Source organism: Streptomyces thermocarboxydus (assembly GCF_024760485.1).
Lineage (GTDB): Bacteria > Actinomycetota > Actinomycetes > Streptomycetales > Streptomycetaceae > Streptomyces > Streptomyces cellulosae.
This window is the reverse complement of the sequence record NZ_CP058273.1, coordinates 5,084,699-5,104,934: the sequence shown is the minus strand read 5'-3', so window position 1 is coordinate 5,104,934 and position 20,236 is coordinate 5,084,699. Positions and strand designations below refer to the sequence as shown.

General features: G+C 70.9%; 17 protein-coding genes, 5 tRNA genes and 1 pseudogene. 9 read left to right on the top strand and 14 right to left on the bottom strand.

The features are described 5' to 3' along the window. Positions 1-129 precede the first annotated feature (129 nt). The gene (gene cofC, locus AY578_RS23680) at positions 130-768 is read left to right on the top strand and encodes a 2-phospho-L-lactate guanylyltransferase (protein ID WP_215188081.1); all 639 of its coding nucleotides are present in this window, start codon (positions 130-132) and stop codon (positions 766-768) included. Between the two features lie 10 nt (positions 769-778). Beyond that, the gene (locus AY578_RS23675) at positions 779-982 is read left to right on the top strand and encodes a hypothetical protein (protein WP_031024169.1); all 204 of its coding nucleotides are present in this window, start codon (positions 779-781) and stop codon (positions 980-982) included. A gap of 99 nt (positions 983-1,081) precedes the next feature. On the opposite strand, the gene AY578_RS23670 is transcribed toward AY578_RS23675, so the two are convergent. From AY578_RS23670 to leuC, 4 genes are all read right to left on the bottom strand, one after another. After that, a complete protein-coding gene (locus AY578_RS23670) occupies positions 1,082-1,720 on the bottom strand; it encodes an HU family DNA-binding protein (RefSeq protein WP_019523232.1) in 639 nt (212 codons plus the stop codon). Positions 1,721-1,856: 136 nt separating this feature from the next. Next, entirely contained in the window at positions 1,857-2,087 is a 231-nt protein-coding gene (locus AY578_RS23665; RefSeq protein WP_019523231.1) for an SCO5555 family protein, read from the bottom strand. Between the two features lie 277 nt (positions 2,088-2,364). Beyond that, positions 2,365-2,958 (bottom strand): 3-isopropylmalate dehydratase small subunit, encoded by a 594-nt coding sequence (gene leuD / locus AY578_RS23660; protein WP_019523230.1) that lies wholly within the window; start codon positions 2,956-2,958, stop codon positions 2,365-2,367. 6 nt (positions 2,959-2,964) lie between these two features. Continuing rightward, on the bottom strand, positions 2,965-4,395 hold the full coding sequence (leuC, locus tag AY578_RS23655; protein ID WP_019523229.1) for a 3-isopropylmalate dehydratase large subunit: 1,431 nt from the start codon (positions 4,393-4,395) through the stop codon (positions 2,965-2,967). 193 nt (positions 4,396-4,588) lie between these two features. On the opposite strand from leuC, the gene ndgR reads away from it, so the two are divergent. Then, on the top strand, positions 4,589-5,302 hold the full coding sequence (gene ndgR, locus AY578_RS23650; protein ID WP_006130487.1) for an IclR family transcriptional regulator NdgR: 714 nt from the start codon (positions 4,589-4,591) through the stop codon (positions 5,300-5,302). Positions 5,303-5,388: 86 nt separating this feature from the next. On the opposite strand, the gene AY578_RS23645 is transcribed toward ndgR, so the two are convergent. After that, positions 5,389-5,949 carry a DUF4188 domain-containing protein gene (locus AY578_RS23645; RefSeq protein WP_019523228.1) on the bottom strand — a complete coding sequence of 187 codons (561 nt, stop codon included), beginning with the start codon at positions 5,947-5,949 and terminating at the stop codon, positions 5,389-5,391. Positions 5,950-6,036: 87 nt separating this feature from the next. On the opposite strand from AY578_RS23645, the gene AY578_RS23640 reads away from it, so the two are divergent. After that, positions 6,037-6,681, top strand: a complete 645-nt coding sequence (locus AY578_RS23640; protein WP_019523227.1) for a MerR family transcriptional regulator — start codon at positions 6,037-6,039, stop codon at positions 6,679-6,681. 47 nt (positions 6,682-6,728) lie between these two features. Here AY578_RS23640 and AY578_RS23635 read toward each other — a convergent pair. From AY578_RS23635 to AY578_RS23595, 9 genes are all read right to left on the bottom strand, one after another. Continuing rightward, positions 6,729-6,801, bottom strand: a tRNA-Glu gene (locus tag AY578_RS23635). A 27-nt stretch (positions 6,802-6,828) separates the two neighbouring features. Further along, positions 6,829-6,900 (bottom strand) — tRNA-Gln (locus AY578_RS23630). A gap of 21 nt (positions 6,901-6,921) precedes the next feature. Beyond that, positions 6,922-6,994 (bottom strand) — tRNA-Glu (locus AY578_RS23625). Between the two features lie 62 nt (positions 6,995-7,056). Beyond that, positions 7,057-7,129: transfer RNA gene (locus AY578_RS23620), tRNA-Glu, on the bottom strand. A 39-nt stretch (positions 7,130-7,168) separates the two neighbouring features. Beyond that, positions 7,169-7,240, bottom strand: a tRNA-Gln gene (locus AY578_RS23615). A 91-nt stretch (positions 7,241-7,331) separates the two neighbouring features. Continuing rightward, on the bottom strand, positions 7,332-8,063 hold the full coding sequence (locus AY578_RS23610) for an HAD family hydrolase (RefSeq protein ID WP_258905290.1): 732 nt from the start codon (positions 8,061-8,063) through the stop codon (positions 7,332-7,334). A gap of 99 nt (positions 8,064-8,162) precedes the next feature. Then, entirely contained in the window at positions 8,163-9,647 is a 1,485-nt protein-coding gene (gene gltX / locus AY578_RS23605) for a glutamate--tRNA ligase (RefSeq protein WP_078504513.1), read from the bottom strand. Beyond that, a complete protein-coding gene (locus AY578_RS23600; protein WP_019523224.1) occupies positions 9,640-10,416 on the bottom strand; it encodes a fumarylacetoacetate hydrolase family protein in 777 nt (258 codons plus the stop codon). The genes gltX and AY578_RS23600 overlap by 8 nt, the downstream gene beginning before the upstream one ends. A gap of 175 nt (positions 10,417-10,591) precedes the next feature. Further along, positions 10,592-10,780, bottom strand: a complete 189-nt coding sequence (locus tag AY578_RS23595; RefSeq protein WP_028961739.1) for a hypothetical protein — start codon at positions 10,778-10,780, stop codon at positions 10,592-10,594. 606 nt (positions 10,781-11,386) lie between these two features. On the opposite strand from AY578_RS23595, the pseudogene AY578_RS23590 reads away from it, so the two are divergent. From AY578_RS23590 to AY578_RS23570, 5 genes and pseudogenes are all read left to right on the top strand, one after another. Further along, positions 11,387-15,021, top strand: a pseudogene (locus AY578_RS23590) (sensor histidine kinase). A 9-nt stretch (positions 15,022-15,030) separates the two neighbouring features. After that, on the top strand, positions 15,031-15,444 hold the full coding sequence (locus tag AY578_RS23585) for a roadblock/LC7 domain-containing protein (RefSeq protein WP_030216565.1): 414 nt from the start codon (positions 15,031-15,033) through the stop codon (positions 15,442-15,444). 112 nt (positions 15,445-15,556) lie between these two features. Beyond that, entirely contained in the window at positions 15,557-15,952 is a 396-nt protein-coding gene (locus AY578_RS23580) for a DUF742 domain-containing protein (RefSeq protein ID WP_006130593.1), read from the top strand. Next, a complete protein-coding gene (locus tag AY578_RS23575) occupies positions 15,933-16,523 on the top strand; it encodes a GTP-binding protein (protein ID WP_026243584.1) in 591 nt (196 codons plus the stop codon). Before AY578_RS23580 ends, AY578_RS23575 begins: the two co-directional genes overlap by 20 nt. A gap of 376 nt (positions 16,524-16,899) precedes the next feature. Next, positions 16,900-20,226 (top strand): sensor histidine kinase, encoded by a 3,327-nt coding sequence (locus AY578_RS23570; RefSeq protein ID WP_258905280.1) that lies wholly within the window; start codon positions 16,900-16,902, stop codon positions 20,224-20,226. The last annotated feature ends 10 nt before the right edge of the window (positions 20,227-20,236 follow it).

Below are 20,236 nucleotides of genomic sequence, written 5' to 3'. Positions count from 1 at the left end.
TCAAGGCCGGGCGGGCCGCACAAGTGTCGCCCCGGGCCGCCGGTCTGTCGAGAACACCGTACGCCCGGTGCCGCGGCCGTCGGCCGCCCCGGGTGACAATGGCCGTGACAAGAGAGGGACGCGACACTCGTGCAGTGGACCTTGGTGGTACCCCTGAAGCCCCTGCCGCAGGCCAAGAGCAGGCTGGCGGACACCGCGGACGACGGTCTGCGGCCTGGTCTGGCGCTGGCGTTCGCCCAGGACACGGTGGCCGCCGCGCTCGCCTGCCCGGCGGTGCGCGATGTGGTGGTCGTCACCAACGACGCCCTGGCGGCACGCGAGCTGGCGGCGCTGGGCGCCGGGACCGTCCCGGACCTTCCGCGGGCCGGGCTCAACGCCGCGCTCACCCACGCCGCGACGGTGGTGGGCGCCGCCCGCCGCGCGGCTTCGGTGGCGGCGCTGAACGCGGACCTGCCGGCGCTGCGCCCTTCCGAACTGGCCCGGGTGCTGGACGCGGCGGCGGAATTCCCGCGGTCCTTTCTCGCGGATTCCGCGGGAATCGGCACGACCCTTCTCGCCGCGAGCCGCGGCCGTGAACTGCGGCCGCAATTCGGCGCCGGTTCACGCGCCCGGCACCGGGCGTCCGGCGCGGTGGAGCTCCCCCTCGGCGCGGTCGACTCCGTACGCCAGGACGTGGACACCGGCCGGGATCTGCGGGCCGCCCTGGCGCTGGGCGTCGGTCCCCGCACGGCCGCGGCCGCCGCGCGGCTGCCCGCGGGGCAGCAGTAGGCTGCCGCACATGCAGGCCACCGCGTACACCTACGACCCCGACAGCCGCAGCGGTCAGGTGCTGCTGGACGACGGAACCCCGGTCCCCTTCGACGCCGCGGCGTTCGACGCGGGCGGCCTGAGGCTGCTGCGTCCCGGGCAGCGGGTGCGGCTGGAGACGGAGGGCGAGGGCGCGTCCCTGCGGATCACGCTGGTGACGCTGCAGACGTTCTGACGCGCGCGGGGGCGCCCGGACACACCGCGGGCCGGACTCCCGGGGGAGTCCGGCCCGACACGTGAGTACCGCTTGCCCGAAGGGGGGACGAGGCGTCCGCTACTTCTTGCGGGCGGTGGTCTTCTTGGCGGTGGTCTTGCGCGCGGTCGACTTCTTGGCGGGGGCCTTCTTGGCCGTCGCCTTCTTCGCCGGGGCCTTCTTGGCGGTGGTCTTCTTCGCGGCGGTGCTCTTGGCCGCGGCCGTCGACTTGGCGGGGGCCTTCTTCGCCGTGGTCTTGCTCGCCGTGGTCTTGGCGGTGGCCTTCTTGGCCGTGGTCTTCTTCGCGGCCGCCTTCTTGGCGGTGGCGGCCTTCTTGGCCGTGGTCTTCTTCGCCGCGGCCTTCTTCACCGTGGCCGAAGCGCCGCCGGTGAGGCTGCCCTTGGGAGCCTTCTTCACGGAGACCTCGCCACCGCGCGGCAGCTTCTTCGAGCCGCTGACCAGGTCCTTGAAACCCTGACCCGCGCGGAAACGCGGGACGGAGGTCTTCTTGACCCGAACCCGCTCGCCGGTCTGGGGGTTGCGGGCGTAGCGGGCGGGGCGGTCGACCTTCTCGAACGAACCGAAGCCGGTCACCGAGACCCGCTCCCCCGCGACGACCGCGCGGACGATGGCGTCCAGTACGTGGTCGACGGCGTCGGCGGCCTGCTGGCGGCCGCCCACCTTGTCGGCAATCGCTTCTACGAGCTGCGCCTTGTTCACGTCTTCCCCTTCGGAGACATCGCCAGAACGAATGTGTTCAAGCTTTTTCGCACGTTAGGCAGATATATACCGCAAATCAAACACGAAACGGGCTAATCACCCTTGTGCCGCAACGAACTCGGTTGTCTCGACTGGTTCAGCGTTCCTCGTCGGGGATCCGTCCCTCGTCGAGGTCCGCCATGAACCGCTCCAGACGCCTTGCCGCACCGGCGAGATCGTGCTTGGCCGCGGCCGTAATGACCAACAGCTTCCGGGTCAGCGCCATCCGTACGCCCTCCGGGACTTGCAGTGCGCGCACCCTCGAGTGCGCTTCCTTGAGCCGGACCGCGACCGCCGTATAGAGCTGGAGTTGGCCGTCGTGTTCCATGCACAGATTGTGCCATCTGGGGCGAGTTGTCGCCTGCCCAGGGGGCAACTGCCGCGCCCGACGGTCGTCCGCACACACCCGGGATCCACGGCCACGTGACACGTGTACCCCGGCAACCACCTTCTTAACGTGGCAAGTTGGCGGCCCTCAAGACGGCACGCGGGGCCGAACGGGTACGAAGAAGCCCGTACCCCCGATCGGTCCGATCGGGGGTACGGGCTTCGATGTCGCGGTGGCCGAAAGTCGACCCCTGCCGAGGACTTCGGCGGCGCGCGGGTCAGGCCGTGAGGGTCCGCGGCTTGAAGGACGGGCGCTTCGCCTCGTACGCGGCGATGTCCGCCTCGTTCTGCAGCGTGATGGAGATGTCGTCGAGGCCGTTCAGCAGCCGCCAGCGGGAGTTCTCGTCCAGCTCGAAGGGGGCGTTGACGCCCTCGGCGCGCACCTCGCGGGCCTCGAGGTCGACGGTGATCTCCGCGGTGGGGTCGGCCTCGGTGAGCTCCCACAGGGTGTCGACGGTCTTCTGGTCGAGGACGACCGTCAGCAGGCCGTTCTTCAGCGAGTTGCCGCGGAAGATGTCGGCGAAGCGGGAGGAGATCACGGCCTTGAAGCCGTAGTTCTGCAGCGCCCAGACGGCGTGCTCACGGGAGGAGCCGGTGCCGAAGTCGGGGCCGGCCACCAGGACCGTGGCGCCCTTGCGCTCGGGCCGGTTGAGCACGAACTCGGGGTCCTTGCGCCAGGCCTCGAACAGCCCGTCCTCGAACCCGTCCCGCGTGACCTTCTTGAGCCAGTGGGCGGGGATGATCTGGTCGGTGTCGACGTTGGAGCGGCGCAGCGGGACGGCCCGGCCGGTGTGGGTGGTGAATGCTTCCATGACTGATCAGACTCCAGCGGGCGTGCGGTCGTCGGCGGCGGCGAGGTCGGCCGGGGAGGCCAGGTGGCCGAGGACCGCGGTGGCCGCGGCGACCTGCGGGGACACCAGGTGCGTCCGGCCGCCCTTGCCCTGCCGCCCCTCGAAGTTGCGGTTGGAGGTGGAGGCGGAGCGCTCACCGGGGGCGAGCTGGTCCGGGTTCATGCCCAGGCACATCGAGCAGCCCGCGTGCCGCCACTCGGCGCCGGCCTCCTTGAAGACCACGTCCAGGCCCTCGGAGACGGCCTGCAGACCCACCCGCGCGGAGCCGGGGACGACCAGCATCCGTACGCCGTCGGCGACTTTGCGGCCCTTGATGACGTCCGCCGCGGCGCGCAGGTCCTCGATGCGGCCGTTGGTGCAGGAACCTACGAAGACGGTGTCCACCTTGATGGAGCGCAGCGGCTGCCCGGCCTCCAACCCCATGTACTCCAGGGCCTTTTCGGCGGCGAGCCGCTCCGAGGCGTCCTCGTACGAGGCGGGGTCGGGGACCGACGCGGAAAGCGGCGCGCCCTGGCCCGGGTTGGTGCCCCAGGTGACGAACGGCGACAGCTCGGAGGCCTCGATGACGACCTCGGCGTCGAACTCGGCGTCGTCGTCGGACTTCAGCGTCTTCCAGTAGGCGACGGCCGCGTCCCAGTCCTCCCCCTTCGGGGCGTGCGGACGGCCCTCGAGGTAGGCGAAGGTCGTCTCGTCGGGGGCGATCATGCCCGCGCGGGCGCCGGCCTCGATCGACATGTTGCAGATGGTCATCCGGGCCTCCATCGAGAGCTTCTCGATGGCCTCGCCGCGGTACTCCAGGACGTAGCCCTGGCCGCCGCCCGTGCCGATCTTCGCGATGATCGCCAGGATCAGGTCCTTGGCGGTGACGCCCTCGGGCAGCTCGCCGTTGACCGTGATCGCCATGGTCTTGGGGCGGGCCATCGGCAGCGTCTGGGTCGCCAGGACGTGCTCGACCTGGGAGGTGCCGATACCGAAGGCCAGTCCGCCGAAGGCGCCGTGGGTGGAGGTGTGGGAGTCGCCGCACACCACCGTCATGCCGGGCTGGGTCAGGCCCAGCTGCGGGCCGACGACGTGCACGACGCCCTGCTCGACGTCGCCCAGCGGGTGCAGCCGGACGCCGAACTCCGCGCAGTTCTTGCGCAGCGTCTCCAGCTGGACCCGGGAGACCGGGTCCGCGATCGGCTTGTCGATGTCGAGGGTCGGGGTGTTGTGGTCCTCGGTCGCGATGGTGAGGTCGAGACGGCGCACCCGGCGGCCGCTCTTACGGAGGCCGTCGAAGGCCTGGGGGCTGGTCACCTCGTGCAGCAGGTGCAGATCGATGAAGAGGAGGTCGGGCTCGCCCTCGGCGCGCCGGACGACGTGGTCGTCCCAGACCTTCTCCGCGAGTGTCCTACCCATCGCTTTCCCTCCGGCCGGCACGTTGCCCTCCGGCCCAACTAGAGATCTGTGAGACGGCGCCCGCGCCCCTGACACCGGGCGTCCGCCGTCAGGCCCGGTGGTCCACGGGCCGCGTTGCTTCGTGCTTCAAGAGTGGCGGGTTCCACGAGAAATTGAACTTGCGTTTCACAGAGTGAGACGCAAGTATCGTTGCATGGACAACAGTAGCGGCGTCGGCGTTCTGGACAAGGCAGCACTCGTCCTGAGCGCCCTGGAGTCCGGCCCGGCCACCCTCGCGGGGTTGGTCGGTGCCACCGGACTGGCACGACCCACGGCCCACCGCCTCGCGGTGGCGCTGGAGCACCACCGCATGGTGGCGCGAGACATGCAGGGGCGGTTCATCCTGGGCCCGCGCCTGGCCGAACTGGCCGCGGCCGCGGGCGAGGACCGGCTGCTCGCCACGGCGGGCCCGGTGCTGACCCACCTGCGCGACGTGACGGGCGAGAGCGCCCAGCTCTACCGCCGCCAGGGCGACATGCGTATCTGCGTCGCCGCGGCGGAGCGCCTGTCCGGACTGCGGGACACGGTACCGGTGGGCTCGACGCTCACCATGAAGGCCGGTTCGTCGGCGCAGATCCTCATGGCGTGGGAGGAGCCCGAGCGGCTGCACCGCGGCCTGCAGGGCGCCCGTTTCACGGCGACGGCCCTCTCCGGCGTGCGGCGCCGCGGCTGGGCCCAGTCGATCGGCGAGCGCGAGCCGGGCGTGGCGTCCGTCTCGGCGCCGGTGCGCGGCCCGTCGAACCGCGTGGTGGCCGCCGTGTCGGTCTCCGGCCCCATCGAGCGTCTGACGCGTCACCCGGGCCGGATGCACGCCCAGGCCGTCATCGACGCCGCCGCCCGCCTCTCCGAGGCGCTCCGGCGCTCCTGAAGGCTCGCGCCTCCAGGCCCACGTCCACCGAACCCGCCTCGCGGGAACGGGTCCGCCTCAACGCCGCGGCGGACCCCTCCCCCGCCTCACGCGCCGTCGGCCACCGCCGACGGCGCGGTCTTTTCCGCCCCTTCGGGCCGCGCGGACCCCTCCGGCCGGTACGCGAACCGGTCCTTGGCGCGCCGGCCGCGCCGCTCCAGCGGTATCCGCCCGTGCGCGGCGGCGAGTCCGAATGCCGGCATGTCGGCGTAGATCGCCTCGTAGTTGCCCTGCGGCACCACGTACGCCTCGTGCCAGAGCCCGACATGGCCGCGCACCTTGCCCGCGCGCTCCTTGCCGTTGACGAACGTCCACGCGCGGTGATGGACCGTGCCCGGGGCGTGCGCGTAGGCGTAGAGCTTCTCCTTGGACTCCCAGTACTGGACGACGTAGTAGGTCCGCGGGGAGGCCGTGAGCAGGACGTGGCTGAGCAGTCCGCTCCCGGGGCGCCTGCCGAGCTCGCGCAGCATGCGCGGCATGGAGGCCAGCACGGGCAGCCAGTGGTGCACCGCCCAGAAGTGGTTGATCCGCATGCCGATCAGCAGGACGACGACGTCGCCCTCCGCCGCCGCGGTGGTGCGCTCGGCTGTGGCGAACCTGCGCCGCATGCCTCACTCCCGGATCCATAGGGTGGCCTGGACGGGTTCCCGGAGGAACCGTTGGATAGTCTCGCTATCCCATGAGAGGCGCAAGAGGTGCGGCTGGCTGAACTGAGCGAACGCAGCGGTGTGTCCATCGCGACGATCAAGTACTACCTGCGCGAGGGACTGCTGCCGCCCGGCCGCCGCGTCAACGCGACCACGGCGGAGTACGACGAGGAGCATCTGCGCCGGCTGCGGCTGGTGCGCGCGCTGATCCAGGTCGGCGGCATCCCGGTGGCCAGGGCTCGTGAGGTGCTGAGCCACGTCGACGACGACTCCCTGGGCCGCACGATCCGTCTGGGCGCGGCGCTGTGGGCGCTGCCGCAGGACCCGGAGCCGGACGAGGAGGACCCGGACGTGGTGGCGGCCCGCGCGGAGGTGGACAGGCTGCTGGAGTCGCTGGGCTGGGAGACCTCGCGGGAGCTGGCGTCCCTCTCCCCCGTGCACCGCTCGCTGGTGGTGGCGGTCGCCACACTGCGGCGGCTCGGCTACCCGTGGGACGCGGAGCTGATGGCGCCGTACGCGCGGCTGATGCACCAGGTGGCGTCCCGGCAGCTCGACGTCATGGAGACGTACGACTCGCTGAAGGAGCAGGTGGAGGTGGCCGTGGCGTCCGCGGTGCTGTTCGAGCCGGTGCTGCGCGCGCTGCACCGGCTGGCGCAGGAGGAGGAGTCGGCCCGCCGGTACGGCATCGAGTGACGGACAGCACGAAAGCCCCCCACCGAGGTGGAGGGCTTTCGCCGGTGTACCCCCGACCGGATTCGAACCGGCGCTACCGCCTTGAGAGGGCGGCGTGCTAGGCCGCTACACAACGGGGGCGTGGATCACGCGTTTCCGCAGATCCTGCTGGTCTACCTGGACTCGAACCAAGACTAACTGAACCAGAATCAGTCGTGCTGCCAATTACACCATAGACCAATGATGGTTTAGACCAGTCAGTACCCCCGACCGGATTCGAACCGGCGCTACCGCCTTGAGAGGGCGGCGTGCTAGGCCGCTACACAACGGGGGCCCTAGCGATCCTGCATCGACGACAGGGGGAGCTACCCTCACTGTCCTCGCGGGAAGGATCTGTACCCCCGACCGGATTCGAACCGGCGCTACTGCCTTGAGAGGGCAGCGTGCTAGGCCGCTACACAACGGGGGCTTGCGGATGTGATCCGCGGGTGCAGATGAGCTCTGCGAGCTGGCCTACCTGGACTCGAACCAAGACTAACTGAACCAGAATCAGTCGTGCTGCCAATTACACCATAGGCCACTGGAACGCAAGCCCCGGAGGGGATCTCGTTCAAGTTCTGCGCTTCGGGGCTCCGGCCTTCCGGCCCGCTCCCCGCGGCGCAGGAAGAACATTACCTGAAGGAGGTCGACGCTCCAAAACGAGTATGGCCGCGCAGCAGGGAGGGCAGTTCGGCGAGGGACGCGATGCGGCGCGGACCGACCGGCGGTTCGAGGGTGGCGTGGGCGTCGGCGCGGTCGATCCACACGGAGAGCAGCCCGGCCTCGGCGGCGCCCCGGCCGTCGATCTCCGGGTGGTCCCCGACGTAGGCGACCTGCTCCGGGGGCAGCGCGAGGGCGTCGCAGGCGGCCAGGAAGGCGCCGGGCTCCGGCTTGGAGACGCCCAGCTCGGCGGCGCACAGGATCGCCTCGAAGCGGTCGTGCACGCCCAGCACCCGCAGCTTGCGGTCCTGCACGTGCAGGCTGGAGTTGGAGAGCACGGCGTGCCGGTGGCTGGCGGCGAGCGCGTCCAGCACGGGAAGCACGTCCGGGAACAGGCTCCAGGCGGACTCGTAGTGGACCAGGTAGCGGTCGAACCACTCGTCCGCCTCGGCGTCGGTCAGCTCGCGTCCGAGGAACACCCGGGTGCGGTCGCGACGCTGGGTCTCGAAGTCGACCTCGCCGGCGGCGAACCGCGCCCACTGCCGGTCGGTGATCTCCCGCCAGCGCGCCAGCGCCTCCTCGGCGGAGCCGTACCCCGCGAGCAGCCCCTCGGCCACGAGGTGGGCGCGCATGCCCTCACGGTCGGCGGAGGTGTAGTCGAACAGCGTGTCGTCGACGTCCCAGACCACTGCGCGGATGTCCATGCCACCGACGGTACCGGGACGGGCGGGAGGGCACCGGGGAACGCGAAGGGGCGGCCCCCGGAGGTGTCCGGGGGCCGCCCCTGCTCGGCGGGTGCGAGGTCAGCCGGCGAGCCGCGCCAGGGCCGCGTCGATGCGGGCCAGGGACTTCTCCTTGCCCAGCACCTCGAGGGACTCGAAGAGCGGCAGGCCGACGGTGCGGCCGGTGACGGCGACGCGGACCGGCGCCTGGGCCTTGCCGAGCTTGAGGCCGTGGGCCTCGCCGGCGGCCAGGACGGCCTCCTTCAGCGACTCGGCGGACGTCCAGTCGGCGGCCGCCAGGTTCTCCCGGGCGGTGCGCAGCAGGGCGTCGGAGCCCTCCTTCATCGCCTTGTTCCAGGACGCCTCGTCGAAGACCGGCTCCGGCAGGAACAGGAAGTCGACGTTGTCGGTGATCTCCGACAGCACCTTCACCCGGGTCTGCGCGTGCGGCGCGATGGCCTGCCACTTGGCCTCGTCGAAGGCCTCCGGGGCCCAGGGCGCGTGGGGGGGCTGGAGCCAGGGGCGGCAGCGCTCGGCGAAGTCCTTCACGTCGAGCATGCGGATGTGGTCGGCGTTGATCGCCTCGCACTTCTTGAGGTCGAAGCGCGCCGGGTTGGGGTTGACGTCGGAGACGTCGAAGGCGGCGACCATCTCGTCGATCGTGAAGACGTCCTGGTCGGCGGAGAGCGACCAGCCGAGCAGCGACAGGTAGTTGAGCAGGCCCTCGGGCAGGAAGCCGCGCTCGCGGTAGAGATTGAGCGAGGACTGCGGGTCGCGCTTGGAGAGCTTCTTGTTGCCCTCGCCCATCACGTACGGCAGGTGGCCGAAGGCGGGGATCTCCTTGGCGACGCCCAGCTCGATCAGCGCCTTGTACAGGGCGATCTGGCGCGGGGTGGAGGAGAGCAGGTCCTCGCCGCGCAGGACGTGGGTGATCTCCATCAGGGCGTCGTCGACCGGGTTGACCAGCGTGTACAGCGGGGCGCCGTTGGCGCGCACGATGCCGTAGTCCGGCACGTTCTCCGGCTGGTAGGTGATCTCGCCGCGCACCAGGTCGGTGAAGGTGATCGGCTCGTCGGGCATCCGGAACCGGACGATCGGCTCACGGCCCTGCGCCTGGTACTGCTCGACCTGCGCGGCGGTGAGCTCGCGGCAGTGGCCGTCGTAGCCGGACGGCTTGCCGGCGGCGCGGGCGGCCTCGCGGCGGGCGTCCAGCTCGTCCTGGGAGCAGTAGCAGTGGTAGGCGTAGCCGCCGTCGAGCAGCTTCCGCGCCACGTCGCGGTAGATGTCCATGCGCTGCGACTGGCGGTACGGCGCGTGCGGGCCGCCGACCTCGGGGCCCTCGTCCCAGTCGAAGCCCAGCCAGCGCATGGAGTCCAGCAGCTGGTTGTAGGACTCCTCGGAGTCGCGGGCCGCGTCGGTGTCCTCGATGCGGAAGACCAGGGTGCCGCCGTGGTGCTTGGCGAACGCCCAGTTGAACAGGGCGGTGCGGACCAGGCCCACGTGGGGGTTACCGGTGGGCGACGGGCAGAAACGGACGCGGACGGAGGAGCCGGATGCGCTAGCCACGCTTGACAACCTTGTTGGTGAGAGTGCCGATGCCTTCGATGGTGACGGCGACCTCGTCGCCGACGTGGAGGGGGCCGACCCCAGCCGGGGTGCCCGTGAGGATGACGTCGCCCGGGAGCAGGGTCATGGCCTCGGAGATGTTGACGATCAGGTCCTCGATCGAGTGGATCATCTCGCTGGTGCGGCCGAGCTGGCGCTGGCCGCCGTTGACCGTGAGCTGGATCGTCAGGTCGTGCGGGTCGAGGTCGGTCTCCACCCAGGGGCCGAGCGGGCAGGAGGTGTCGAAGCCCTTGGCCCGGGCCCACTGCTTCTCGCGCTTCTGGACGTCGCGCGCGGTGACGTCGTTGGCGCAGGTGTAGCCGAAGATCACGTCCTTGACGCGTTCGCGCGGGACCTCGCGGCAGAGCCGGCCGATGACCACGGCGAGCTCGGCCTCGTGGTGCACGTCCTGCGAGAAGGACGGGTACTGGATCTCGTCGCCGGGGCCGATGACCGAGGTGGCGGGCTTGAAGAAGGCGAAGGGGGCGTCGGGCACCTCGTTGCCCATCTCCTTCGCGTGGTCCGCGTAGTTGCGCCCGAAGGCCACCACCTTGTTGGGGAGCACCGGGGGCAGCAGCCTGACCTTGCTCACCGGGACCTTGGTGCCGGAGAGCTCGAAGTCCGCGAACGGGATGCCCTTGATGATGTCCAGGACGAGCTCGTCCTGCTTCTCGCCCTCGACCGCGCCGAAGGCGACGTTCCCGTCGATGGAGAATCTGGCGATGCGCACGGGATGCTGGTCCCCTTGACTGAAGCGGCTGGAGTCTGACGCTCCAGGCTAACGCGCAGGGGTACCGGCCCGGCGCACCGACGAGGGGCGCCCCACCTCGGCGGGTGGGGCGCCCCTCGTGGGTGCGCGGCGCGCGTTGAGCGTTTCGCGGCGGCCGCGCGTACGTACCGGTGTGTCAGTTCGCGGCGCCGGCCGTGACCGGGATCTCCATGAGGATGGTGCGCTTGGGGTTGGCCGTCTGGGCCGGGAGTTCGACGGGGTGCTCCTGCTGGACCGGCTTCTGCAGATCGTCGGCACCGTCGAGGTGCGCGAGCGTGGTGCGCCGCGGGTTGGCGATCTTGTGGAACATCGTCGTCGTCTTCACTGTTTACTTGACCCTGTCCTGTGCACGGGCGCCCGGAGGGTCCGTGAGGATCCTCGGACGGGCGCGGGTTGTCAGTTCTGCCACCTCTGTAAAGCGTCAGGCTAAACATTCGATTCCCGGGGGCCGGGAGCCGGGAGCGGTGATCTCGGTGTGAGTTTGCTCACGATGCGAATGACATTCCGGGCATCCCGGACGCACTCCGGGGTGAGCGGAATCGGACATTGACCCCCTGAAGCGACCATTCCGCTCCTGATCATGCCGACTGGGACACCGCCTCACCCTCGACGGTCCGGCCCGGTATGCCCGGAATGAGCAAGATCCCGGTCTACGGCTGGTGATAGGGCGGACACGAGGTGTCACGTATGTCACGGGTAAGCACATGGGCCTTGTTGGAGATCCGGCACTGTGCTGGAATCTCACGGACCGCCGCAGGGATCGAGCCGGCGCACAGGGGGCGCGACCACGCGCCGAGTGGCGGTGAGATGGGGGAACCGGCGCCGGATCATCACGACCACCACGGGGGCGTATTCAGGGCGCCCCTATGACGCCGACACCGTGCCTCGCCGTTCACGCGGAGGGGCGCCTGGTTCAGAGGTTGCGACGCTAGTGCAGGGACGTTTCAAGAGGGATGGCAGCGCTTCGGCGGAGCCGGAGCCGCAGGGCGGGACTGGCCCCAAGGCCGTCAGCTCCTCGCCCCAGCACGCCCAGAGCCAGGGCCCGACCCCGCCCGGCGGCGAGCGCCCCGGCGCGCCGTCCGCGCCCCCGTCCGCCCCGTCGGCCTCCCCCGCCGGCCCGGTCGGCCCGGGTTCGCGAATAGCCCTGCGCAACTGGCGGATCTCGACCCGCCTGGTGTCGCTGCTGGCGCTGCCGGTGGTCGCGGCCACCTCGCTCGGCGCGCTGCGTATCCAGCAGTCGATGGACGACATCCAGCAGCTCGACAACATGAAGCTGCTGACGGACATGACCAAGCAGGCCACCGAGCTGGCGCACGCGCTCCAGGAGGAGCGCGACCAGTCGGCCGGTCCGCTCGCGCACGGCGGCAAGGGCACGGACTTCTCGGTCAAGGGCTACCGCGAGAAGACCGACCGCGCGATGTCGAACTTCCTCGACAGCTCCGAGGAGATCGACGCGGCGAGCAAGGACGGCAACCTCAAGGGCGTCCGCGACAACCTCGTCCAGCTGGCCGGCGACCTGAGCGAGCTCGCCAAGATCCGCAACACGGCGTTCCAGCAGGAGAACAACTCCACGCAGAGCGTCGAGGGCTACCACCGCCTGATCGAGAACCTGATCGACCTGTCGCAGGACATGGCGGAGGCGACCAGCAACCCGGACATGATCCAGCGCACGCGTGCCCTGGCGTCGTTCTCCTCCGCCAAGGAGTACGCGTCGGTCCAGCGCGCCGTCCTGGCCGCCGCGCTGCCCGCGAGCAACACCACCAAGGGCGACATCGCCGAGAACGACCGGCTCTACGCGCAGTCCGCGCTGGAGAGCCAGAAGTCCGAGCTGCGCGCCTTCAAGAGCATCTACGGCGAGGACTCCGCCGCCGAGCTGCTGCTGCCCATCGAAGAGGGCAACCCCACGATCAAGGCGACCGACGAGTACGCCGGCCGCGCGCTGGCCTCGGAGTTCGGTCTGCAGTCGGTGGGCGCGCGCTCCTACCGTGACTGGCTGGACGACAGCTCCACCAAGATCCAGCAGATGAAGAACATCGAGCTCCGGCTGCTCGAGGAGATGGAGCAGAAGGCCCGCGAGCTGCGCAACGCCACCGAGCGCGACGCGATCATCTCCGGTGCGCTGATCCTTCTCGTGCTCGGTGTGTCGCTGGTCGGCGCCTTCGTCGTGGCCCGGTCCATGATCCGGTCGCTGCGCCGCCTGGAGGAGACCGCGACCAAGGTCGCCCAGGAACGCCTGCCCGACCTGGTCAAGCAGCTCTCCGAGTCGGACCCGCAGGACGTCGACACCACCGTCGAGTCGGTCGGTGTGCACTCCCGGGACGAGATCGGCCGTGTGGCCGCGGCGTTCGACGACGTGCACCGCGAGGCGGTCCGCCTCGCCGCCGAGCAGGCCCTGCTGCGGGGCAACGTCAACGCGATGTTCACCAACCTCTCGCGCCGCTCCCAGGGTCTGATCCAGCGCCAGCTGTCGCTGATCTCCGAGCTCGAGTCCCGCGAGGCCGACCCGGACCAGCTGTCCTCGCTGTTCAAGCTGGACCACCTCGCGACCCGTATGCGCCGTAACGGTGAGAACCTCCTCGTCCTCGCGGGTGAGGAGCCCGGCCGCCGCTGGACCCGTCCGGTCCCGCTGGTCGACGTGCTCCGCGCCGCCGCGTCCGAGGTGGAGCAGTACGAGCGCATCGAACTGGCCGCCGTGCCGTCCACCGAGGTGGCCGGCCGCGTGGTCAACGACCTCGTGCACCTGCTCGCCGAGCTGCTGGAGAACGCGACCTCGTTCTCCTCCCCGCAGACCAAGGTCAAGGTCACCGGTCACGCGCTGCCCGACGGCCGTGTGCTGATCGAGATCCACGACACCGGTATCGGTCTGTCCCCCGAGGACCTCGCGGCGATCAACGAGCGGCTCGCCTCGCCGCCCACCGTGGACGTCTCCGTCTCCCGCCGCATGGGTCTGTTCGTGGTCGGCCGTCTGTCGCAGCGCCACGGCATCCGCATCCAGCTCCGCCCGTCCGACTCCGGCGGTACGACCGCGCTGGTCATGCTGCCCGTCGACGTCGCCCAGGGCGGCAAGAAGCCGCAGGGCAAGCCCGGTCAGCCGGGCGGCGCGGGCGGTCCCGCCGCCGCGCAGGCCGCCGCGGGCGCCGCCGCCGCGCGGCGCTCCGCCGGGCCGGCCAGTCCGGCGGCGGTTCGCTCGGCGCGAGTGCGCCCGGCGGGCGTCTCGGGGCCGGTCAGGGCCCCGGCCGCGCTGCCCGGGCGGGACGGCTCGGGCGGTCCCGGCGGCCGGGACCGCAGGGTCCCCCGGCGGGCAACCAGACCTCTTCGCTGTTCGACCCGGGCGCTCCCTCCGCTCCCCCGCAGGGCCGTCCCGCTCCGGCGGGCGCCGGCTTCGGGCAGCAGGGCCCGAGCGCCCCGCAGGCCGCGTCCGGAAACCAGGGGCAGGTGCCGCCGCAGCGGGGCAACGCCCCCGAGCGCGGCCGCCGTCCGCAGCTCCCGCCGCGCGGCAACGACCGTCCGGAGCTGCCGGGCGGCGACCAGCAGCGCACGCCGAGCTGGGGCGACGAGAACGCCCGCCCGCCGGCGCCACGCCCCTCGGTGGACGCCCCGCGCGGCCACGACGAGGACGTCTCCCGCACGGCCGCGATGCCGCGCTTCGACGACCGTCAGGGCCCCGGCGCCACGGCGGAGATCCCCCGGTTCGACGAGCAGCAGCACGCTCCCGGCCAGGACACCGGCCAGTACGGCCGTCCCGGCGCCAACGGCCCGCAGAACACGGGCCAGTTCGTCCGCGGTGACATCTTCGGCGCCCCGCAGGGCGGCCGCCACGGCGCGCAGAACCCGGCCTCCACGGGCCAGTTCCCCGCCTCGCAGGGCTACGGCAACGCCAACGGCACGGGCCAGTACCCGGCCCAGGGCCAGAACAACGGCTCGACCGGCCAGTACGCGCTGCCCGCCCGTCCCGGCTCCGACCCGTCCGGCACGGGCCAGTTCGAGCGTCCGCAGGTGAACGGCGGGGCTCCCGTCCCGCCGCGTCCGCAGGCTCCCCAGGCCCCGCAGCAGCCGCAGCGCCAGCCGTCCGACCAGTGGGCGCTGCCCCCGGCCACCGGCCCGGGCGACGGCCGCACCCCGCTGTACGACACGCTGGAGACCAACTGGTTCCGCGGCGGCCAGGGCGGTGCGCAGGAGCAGGGCAACGGCTCCGCGCCGGCCGCCCCGCAGCAGCAGCCCCAGCAGCAGTCCCCCCAACCGCAGGGCCCCACAGGCTCGCAGCGGTCCAATGCCGCCTGGCGCAGCTCGCCCAACGACGAGCTCGTCAAGCAGGCCGAACGCGTCCGCAAGCCGGCCGCGGGCGGCGTCACCACCTCCGGCCTGCCGCGCCGGGTGCCCAAGGCGAACCTCGTCCCGGGCACGGCTCAGCAGCAGAACCACCAGAGCGGTCCTCAGGTCTCGCGCGCCCCCGATGACGTGCGCGGCCGGCTGACCAATCTCCGTCGGGGTATCGCACAGGGTCGTCAGGCCGGGTCCGCACAGACCGGCAGCTTCCCACGGCCCACTCACCAGCAGGAGCGTTAGTTGAGCCCGATGAGCCAGGCGGCACAGAATCTCAACTGGTTGATCACCAACTTCGTGGACAACACCCCTGGGGTGTCCCACACCGTCGTCGTGTCCGCCGACGGTCTCCTCCTGGCGCTCTCCGAGGGCTTTCCGCGCGACCGCGCGGACCAGCTCGCGGCCGTCGCCTCGGGGCTGACCTCCCTGACGGCCGGCGCCTCACGGATCTTCGAGGGCGGCAGCGTCGCTCAGACGGTCGTGGAAATGGAGCGGGGGTTCCTTTTCCTCATGTCCGTCTCCGACGGCTCGTCCCTCGCCGTGCTCGCGCACCCCGAGTGCGACATCGGCCTCGTCGGCTACGAAATGGCGCTCCTGGTCGACCGTGCGGGGGCGGTCCTCACCCCGGACCTGCGCGCCGAGCTACAGGGAAGTCTGCTCCACTGATCGGCCCCGGCACCACCCGTCTCACCAAATCACCGTCCGGCCGCCACAATTCCCCCCACCGGCCCCAGAAAACAGCTTGACTGACCCACTTGCTGTCCCGCCCGGAGGATTCATGACCCCGCCCACCGCCTCTCATGATCCGTACGCGGAGCCGTACGAGGACGAGGGCGACCAGCCGCTGGTGCGTCCGTACGCGATGACCGGCGGCCGGACCAGGCCGCGTTATCAGCTTGCCATCGAGGCACTGATCAGTACGACGGCCGACCCGGCAGCGCTCATGGGGCTCCTTCCCGAGCACCAGCGCATCTGCCACCTGTGCCGAGAGGTGAAGTCGGTCGCCGAGGTGTCGGCACTGCTCAACATGCCGCTGGGCGTCGCCCGGATCCTGGTGGCGGACCTGGCGGAGGCGGGACTCGTCGCCGTGCACCAGCCGGGCGGCGACGAGGCGACAGGCGCCCCGGACGTGACACTGCTCGAAAGGGTGCTCAGTGGACTTCGCAAGCTCTAGCGGCGGGACGGTCTCCGAGAGAAGTGCGACCACCTCGGCGAAGATCGTGGTGGCGGGTGGCTTCGGCGTGGGCAAGACCACGTTCGTCGGGGCCGTCTCGGAGATCAACCCGCTGCGCACGGAGGCCGTCATGACGTCTGCCTCGGCAGGCATCGACGACCTCACCCACACCGGGGACAAGACCACCACCACGGTGGCCATGGACTTCGGCCGCATCACGCTGGACCAGGACCTGATCCTGTACCTGTTCGGCACGCCCGGCCAGGACCGGTTCTGGTTCATGTGGGACGACCTGGTACGCGGCGCCATCGGCGCCGTCGTCCTGGTCGACACCCGCCGTCTCGCCGACTGCTTCCCCGCGGTCGACTACTTCGAGAACAGCGGACTGCCCTTCGTCATCGCCCTCAACGGCTTCGACGGGCAGCAGCCCTACTCCCCGGAGGAAGTGCGCGAGGCGCTGCAGATCGGGCCCGACGCCCCGATCATCACCACGGACGCCCGCCATCGCGCGGACGCCAAGAGTGCGCTGATCACCCTGGTCGAACATGCCCTTATGGCGCGGCTCCGGTAGAGGCAGAACGAAAGCGGCATACTGCGGTTGTCGTAGATGTACAGGTGCCGGCTGTGTCCTTTGACACGGCCGGCCCCGGTGTTCATAACGTTTCGGCAGAGGAATCGGGTGAGGCCGACACGCGACGCGGTCGCGCGGTACCGCTGTGCGCACGAAGACCTCGTCATTTGGCGCCCCTCGCTCTTTATGACCGTTTTATCTGGGACTTACATCGCTCGGGACCCCCCGCTTTCCATGTTTGGAAGAGCGCTGGTCGGCATGCTGGAATGCCTGAACTGCCCATGGGTCAAAGACGTACTCAGTAGTCGATGGCATGCCGGGCTCTGAGACACTGCGGCACGACGAAGGTGCCGACCGCCGAGAGGTTGTTGGTCGAGTGAGGCGAAGCAAGAACAGTCCCGAGCCGTCGGCCCGGGGCAACTTCACGCCGCCGCCGCGCACAGCGGCGCCCGCCCCCGTGCCCGGTCCCGAGCCGAAGGCCGCGCCCGCACAGAGCGGAGGACGTATGTCCCCGCGGAACTGGCGCGTGGCCACGAGGCTCAACGCGATCCTGCTCATACCCGTGCTGGTCGGCCTCGTCATGGGCGGCTTCCAGGTGAAGAGCTCGATCGACACGTGGACCGAGGCGCAGGACGCCGAGAACACCGCCCGCCTGGTGCGGGCCTCCCTCACGTACGCCAACGCTCTCTACAACGAGCGTGACGTCAGCGCCGTGCCGCTGCTGAGCGGCAAGGGCGAGGACGACCCGGACGTCTCCAAGGCACGCGAGGCGACCGACAAGGCCGCCGACGCCTTCGACGAGGCCGCGCAGAACGTGCCGGACAAGCCCGGTCTGCAGCGCCGCCTCCAGCTCATCCGCGAGGCCGAGCCGAAGCTGTCCTCGCTGCGCGCCGCCGCGTACACCTCCAAGCTCAAGGGCGTGGAGACGGAGGAGGGCTACGTCGCCGTCGCCCACCCCCTGATGGAGATCGCCAACGAGCTCGGTCTCGGTACCGGCAACGTCACCAGCTACGGCCGTACGGTCTACGCGATCTCGCTGACCAAGGCCGCTCTGTCGCTGCAGCGCTCCATCGGCATGCACCTGCTGGTGAAGCCGGGCCCGACCGACAGCCAGCTCGCCAGCCAGCGCGTGGCCTTCCTGTCGTACGCCTACCTCGAGCGCATCGCCCTCGACGAGTACAAGGGCGGCGGCACCGAGGCGGACAACGCCAAGCTGGACGAGATCGCCGCGCGCATCCAGGCGGAGGGCGCCGCCATGGCGAAGGCCGCCGCGCAGAACGACCCGGACTACGTCCCGCCGCCGGCCAAGCCGGAGACGCTCATCTCCGAGCTGGGCCGCCTGTCCACCACGGACGAGTCCGCCCGCAAGGACCTCGCCGCCAAGGGCATCACGCCCGAGAACTGGTGGGCGATGAACACCCTCAAGTTCGACGGCTACCGCGAGATCGAGTCCGACCTCGCCGACACCGCCGTGAACGAGGCCTCGCAGATCGCCTCCGACGCCCAGCGGGACGCCTTCATCACCGGCGCCGCGGTCGTGCTCGCGCTGCTCGCCGCGTTCATCCTGGCCGGCATGGTCGCCCGCCAGATGAGCCAGTCGATGCGCCAGCTGCGCAACGCCGCCTTCGGTATCGCCGAGCAGCGCCTGCCGATGCTGGTCGACCAGCTCTCCCGGACCGACCCGGGCCGGGTGGACACCAAGGTCGCGCCCATCCCGATCAACTCCACGGACGAGATCGGCGAGGTCGCCCGCGCCTTCGACCAGGTCCACCGCGAGGCCGTCCGGCTCGCCGCCGAGCAGGCCCTGCTGCGGGGCAACATCAACGCGATCTTCACCAACCTGTCGCGCCGCAACCAGTCGCTGATCGAGGGCCAGCTGACCCTGATCACCGACCTGGAGAACAACGAGGCCGACCCGGACCAGCTGGAGAACCTCTTCAAGCTGGACCACCTCGCGACCCGTATGCGCCGCAACGGCGAGAACCTCCTGGTCCTCGCCGGCGAGGAGCCGGGCCGCCGCTGGGACCAGCCGGTCCCGCTGGTCGACGTGCTGCGCGCCGCCTCCTCCGAGGTGGAGCAGTACGAGCGCATCGAGCTGTCCGGCGTGCCGGACGCCGAGATCCACGGCCGCGCGGTCACCGACCTCGTGCACCTGCTCGCCGAGCTGCTGGAGAACGCCACCACGTTCTCCTCGCCGCAGACGAAGGTGCGCGTCACCGCGACCCGTCTGCCCGACGGCCGCATCATGATCGAGATCCACGACAAGGGCATCGGCCTCACCGCCGAGGACTTCGCGGACATCAACCACAAGCTGGCCAACCCGCCCACCGTGGACGCCGCGATCTCGCAGCGCATGGGTCTGTTCGTGGTCGGCCGGCTGTCCGACCGGCACGGCATCCGCGTCCAGCTCCGCCCCTCGGGCGAGCAGGCCGGCACCACCTCGCTGGTCATGCTGCCGGACGCCATCACCCACGGCGGTGGCGGCGAGGCGGCCCCGGTCCAGGACGAGTTCATGGTCTCGCAGATCATCCCGGAGCAGAACTTCCAGGGTGAGAACTTCGGCCAGCCGATGCGCACCGCCGCGGAGCTGGGCTTCGACGACAGCCGCTACTCGGACGTCCCCGACGACATCCGTGAGCTGGACCCGGTCGGCCGGTCCCTGATGCGCGAGGAGCGGCGTGCGGCCCTGGAGGCCCAGTCGCAGCCGGAGCAGGGCGAGTTGACCGCCGGGAACGCCCAGGACGGCGGCGAGCAGGGCGGCTACGGCGACGAGTTCGCCGGCCGGCAGCAGGGCTACGACGACGGTCAGGGCGGCTACGGCAACGGCCAGGGCTACGACGCCCAGGGCTACGACAACGGCTACCAGGACCAGCAGCAGGGCGGCGGGTACGACCAGCAGGCGTACGACGACGGCGGGCAGGCCGGCTACGACGGCCGGCAGCAGCAGTCGTACGGCGAGGGCTACTACGCGCCGAACGGCAACCTGCCGCAGAACGACGCCTTCCAGCAGAACGACGGCTTCCAGCAGCAGAACGGCGGCTACCGGAACGGCTCGTACGCCGAGCCGCGCAACGGCCAGGCCCCCGCGGGCGCCACGGGCTCGTTCCCGGGCTTCGGCGAGCGGCGCCAGCAGGACGACTGGCCGCAGCACGACGGCTACCGCAACGGCTACCAGGACCAGTACCCTGCACAGGCCCCGGAGGGGGAATCCTCGCAGGCCGCTGACGCGCGCGAGCAGGACAGCGTAGGCTTCGACCGTCCGGGACCGGCTCCTTCGGAGGCCCACGCGCTGACCGATGCCGGGCTTCCGCGCCGCGGGTCCTCCGCGAACGGCGCGGGCGGCACGGGCGGCACGGGACACGGCAGCCAGGAGCCCCCGGCCAACACCCCGGAGAGCAACGGCGACAGCAGCGGCTGGCGCTCGGCGAACGACGAGCGCTGGCAGCAGGCCTCGGCGCTCCGGAAGCCCAAGGCGGGCGGAGTGACCTCCTCCGGCCTGCCTCGGAGGGTCCCGAAGGCCAACCTGGTCGAGGGAGCCGCCGAAACGACCCCCCAGGGGGGCCCACAGGTCTCCCGAGCCCCGGAGGACGTCCGGGGCAGGCTGAGCAACCTGCGGCGCGGTGTCCAGCGAGGCCGCACCGCAGGCAGTGAAACGAACGGCCAGGGCTTCGGTCCTGACAGCACCTACAACCAGGAGCGTTAGTGTGAGCCCG

Coding starts and splice junctions, on each gene's coding strand:
- ndgR (WP_006130487.1), top strand. CDS start 4,589: ATGGACAACAGTAGCGGCGTCGGCGTTCTGGACAAGGCAGCACTCGTC.
- AY578_RS23610 (WP_258905290.1), bottom strand. CDS start 8,063: ATGGACATCCGCGCAGTGGTCTGGGACGTCGACGACACGCTGTTCGAC.
- AY578_RS23675 (WP_031024169.1), top strand. CDS start 779: ATGCAGGCCACCGCGTACACCTACGACCCCGACAGCCGCAGCGGTCAG.
- leuC (WP_019523229.1), bottom strand. CDS start 4,395: ATGGGTAGGACACTCGCGGAGAAGGTCTGGGACGACCACGTCGTCCGG.
- AY578_RS23580 (WP_006130593.1), top strand. CDS start 15,557: ATGACCCCGCCCACCGCCTCTCATGATCCGTACGCGGAGCCGTACGAG.
- leuD (WP_019523230.1), bottom strand. CDS start 2,958: ATGGAAGCATTCACCACCCACACCGGCCGGGCCGTCCCGCTGCGCCGC.
- AY578_RS23665 (WP_019523231.1), bottom strand. CDS start 2,087: ATGGAACACGACGGCCAACTCCAGCTCTATACGGCGGTCGCGGTCCGG.
- AY578_RS23585 (WP_030216565.1), top strand. CDS start 15,031: ATGAGCCAGGCGGCACAGAATCTCAACTGGTTGATCACCAACTTCGTG.
- AY578_RS23645 (WP_019523228.1), bottom strand. CDS start 5,949: ATGCGGCGCAGGTTCGCCACAGCCGAGCGCACCACCGCGGCGGCGGAG.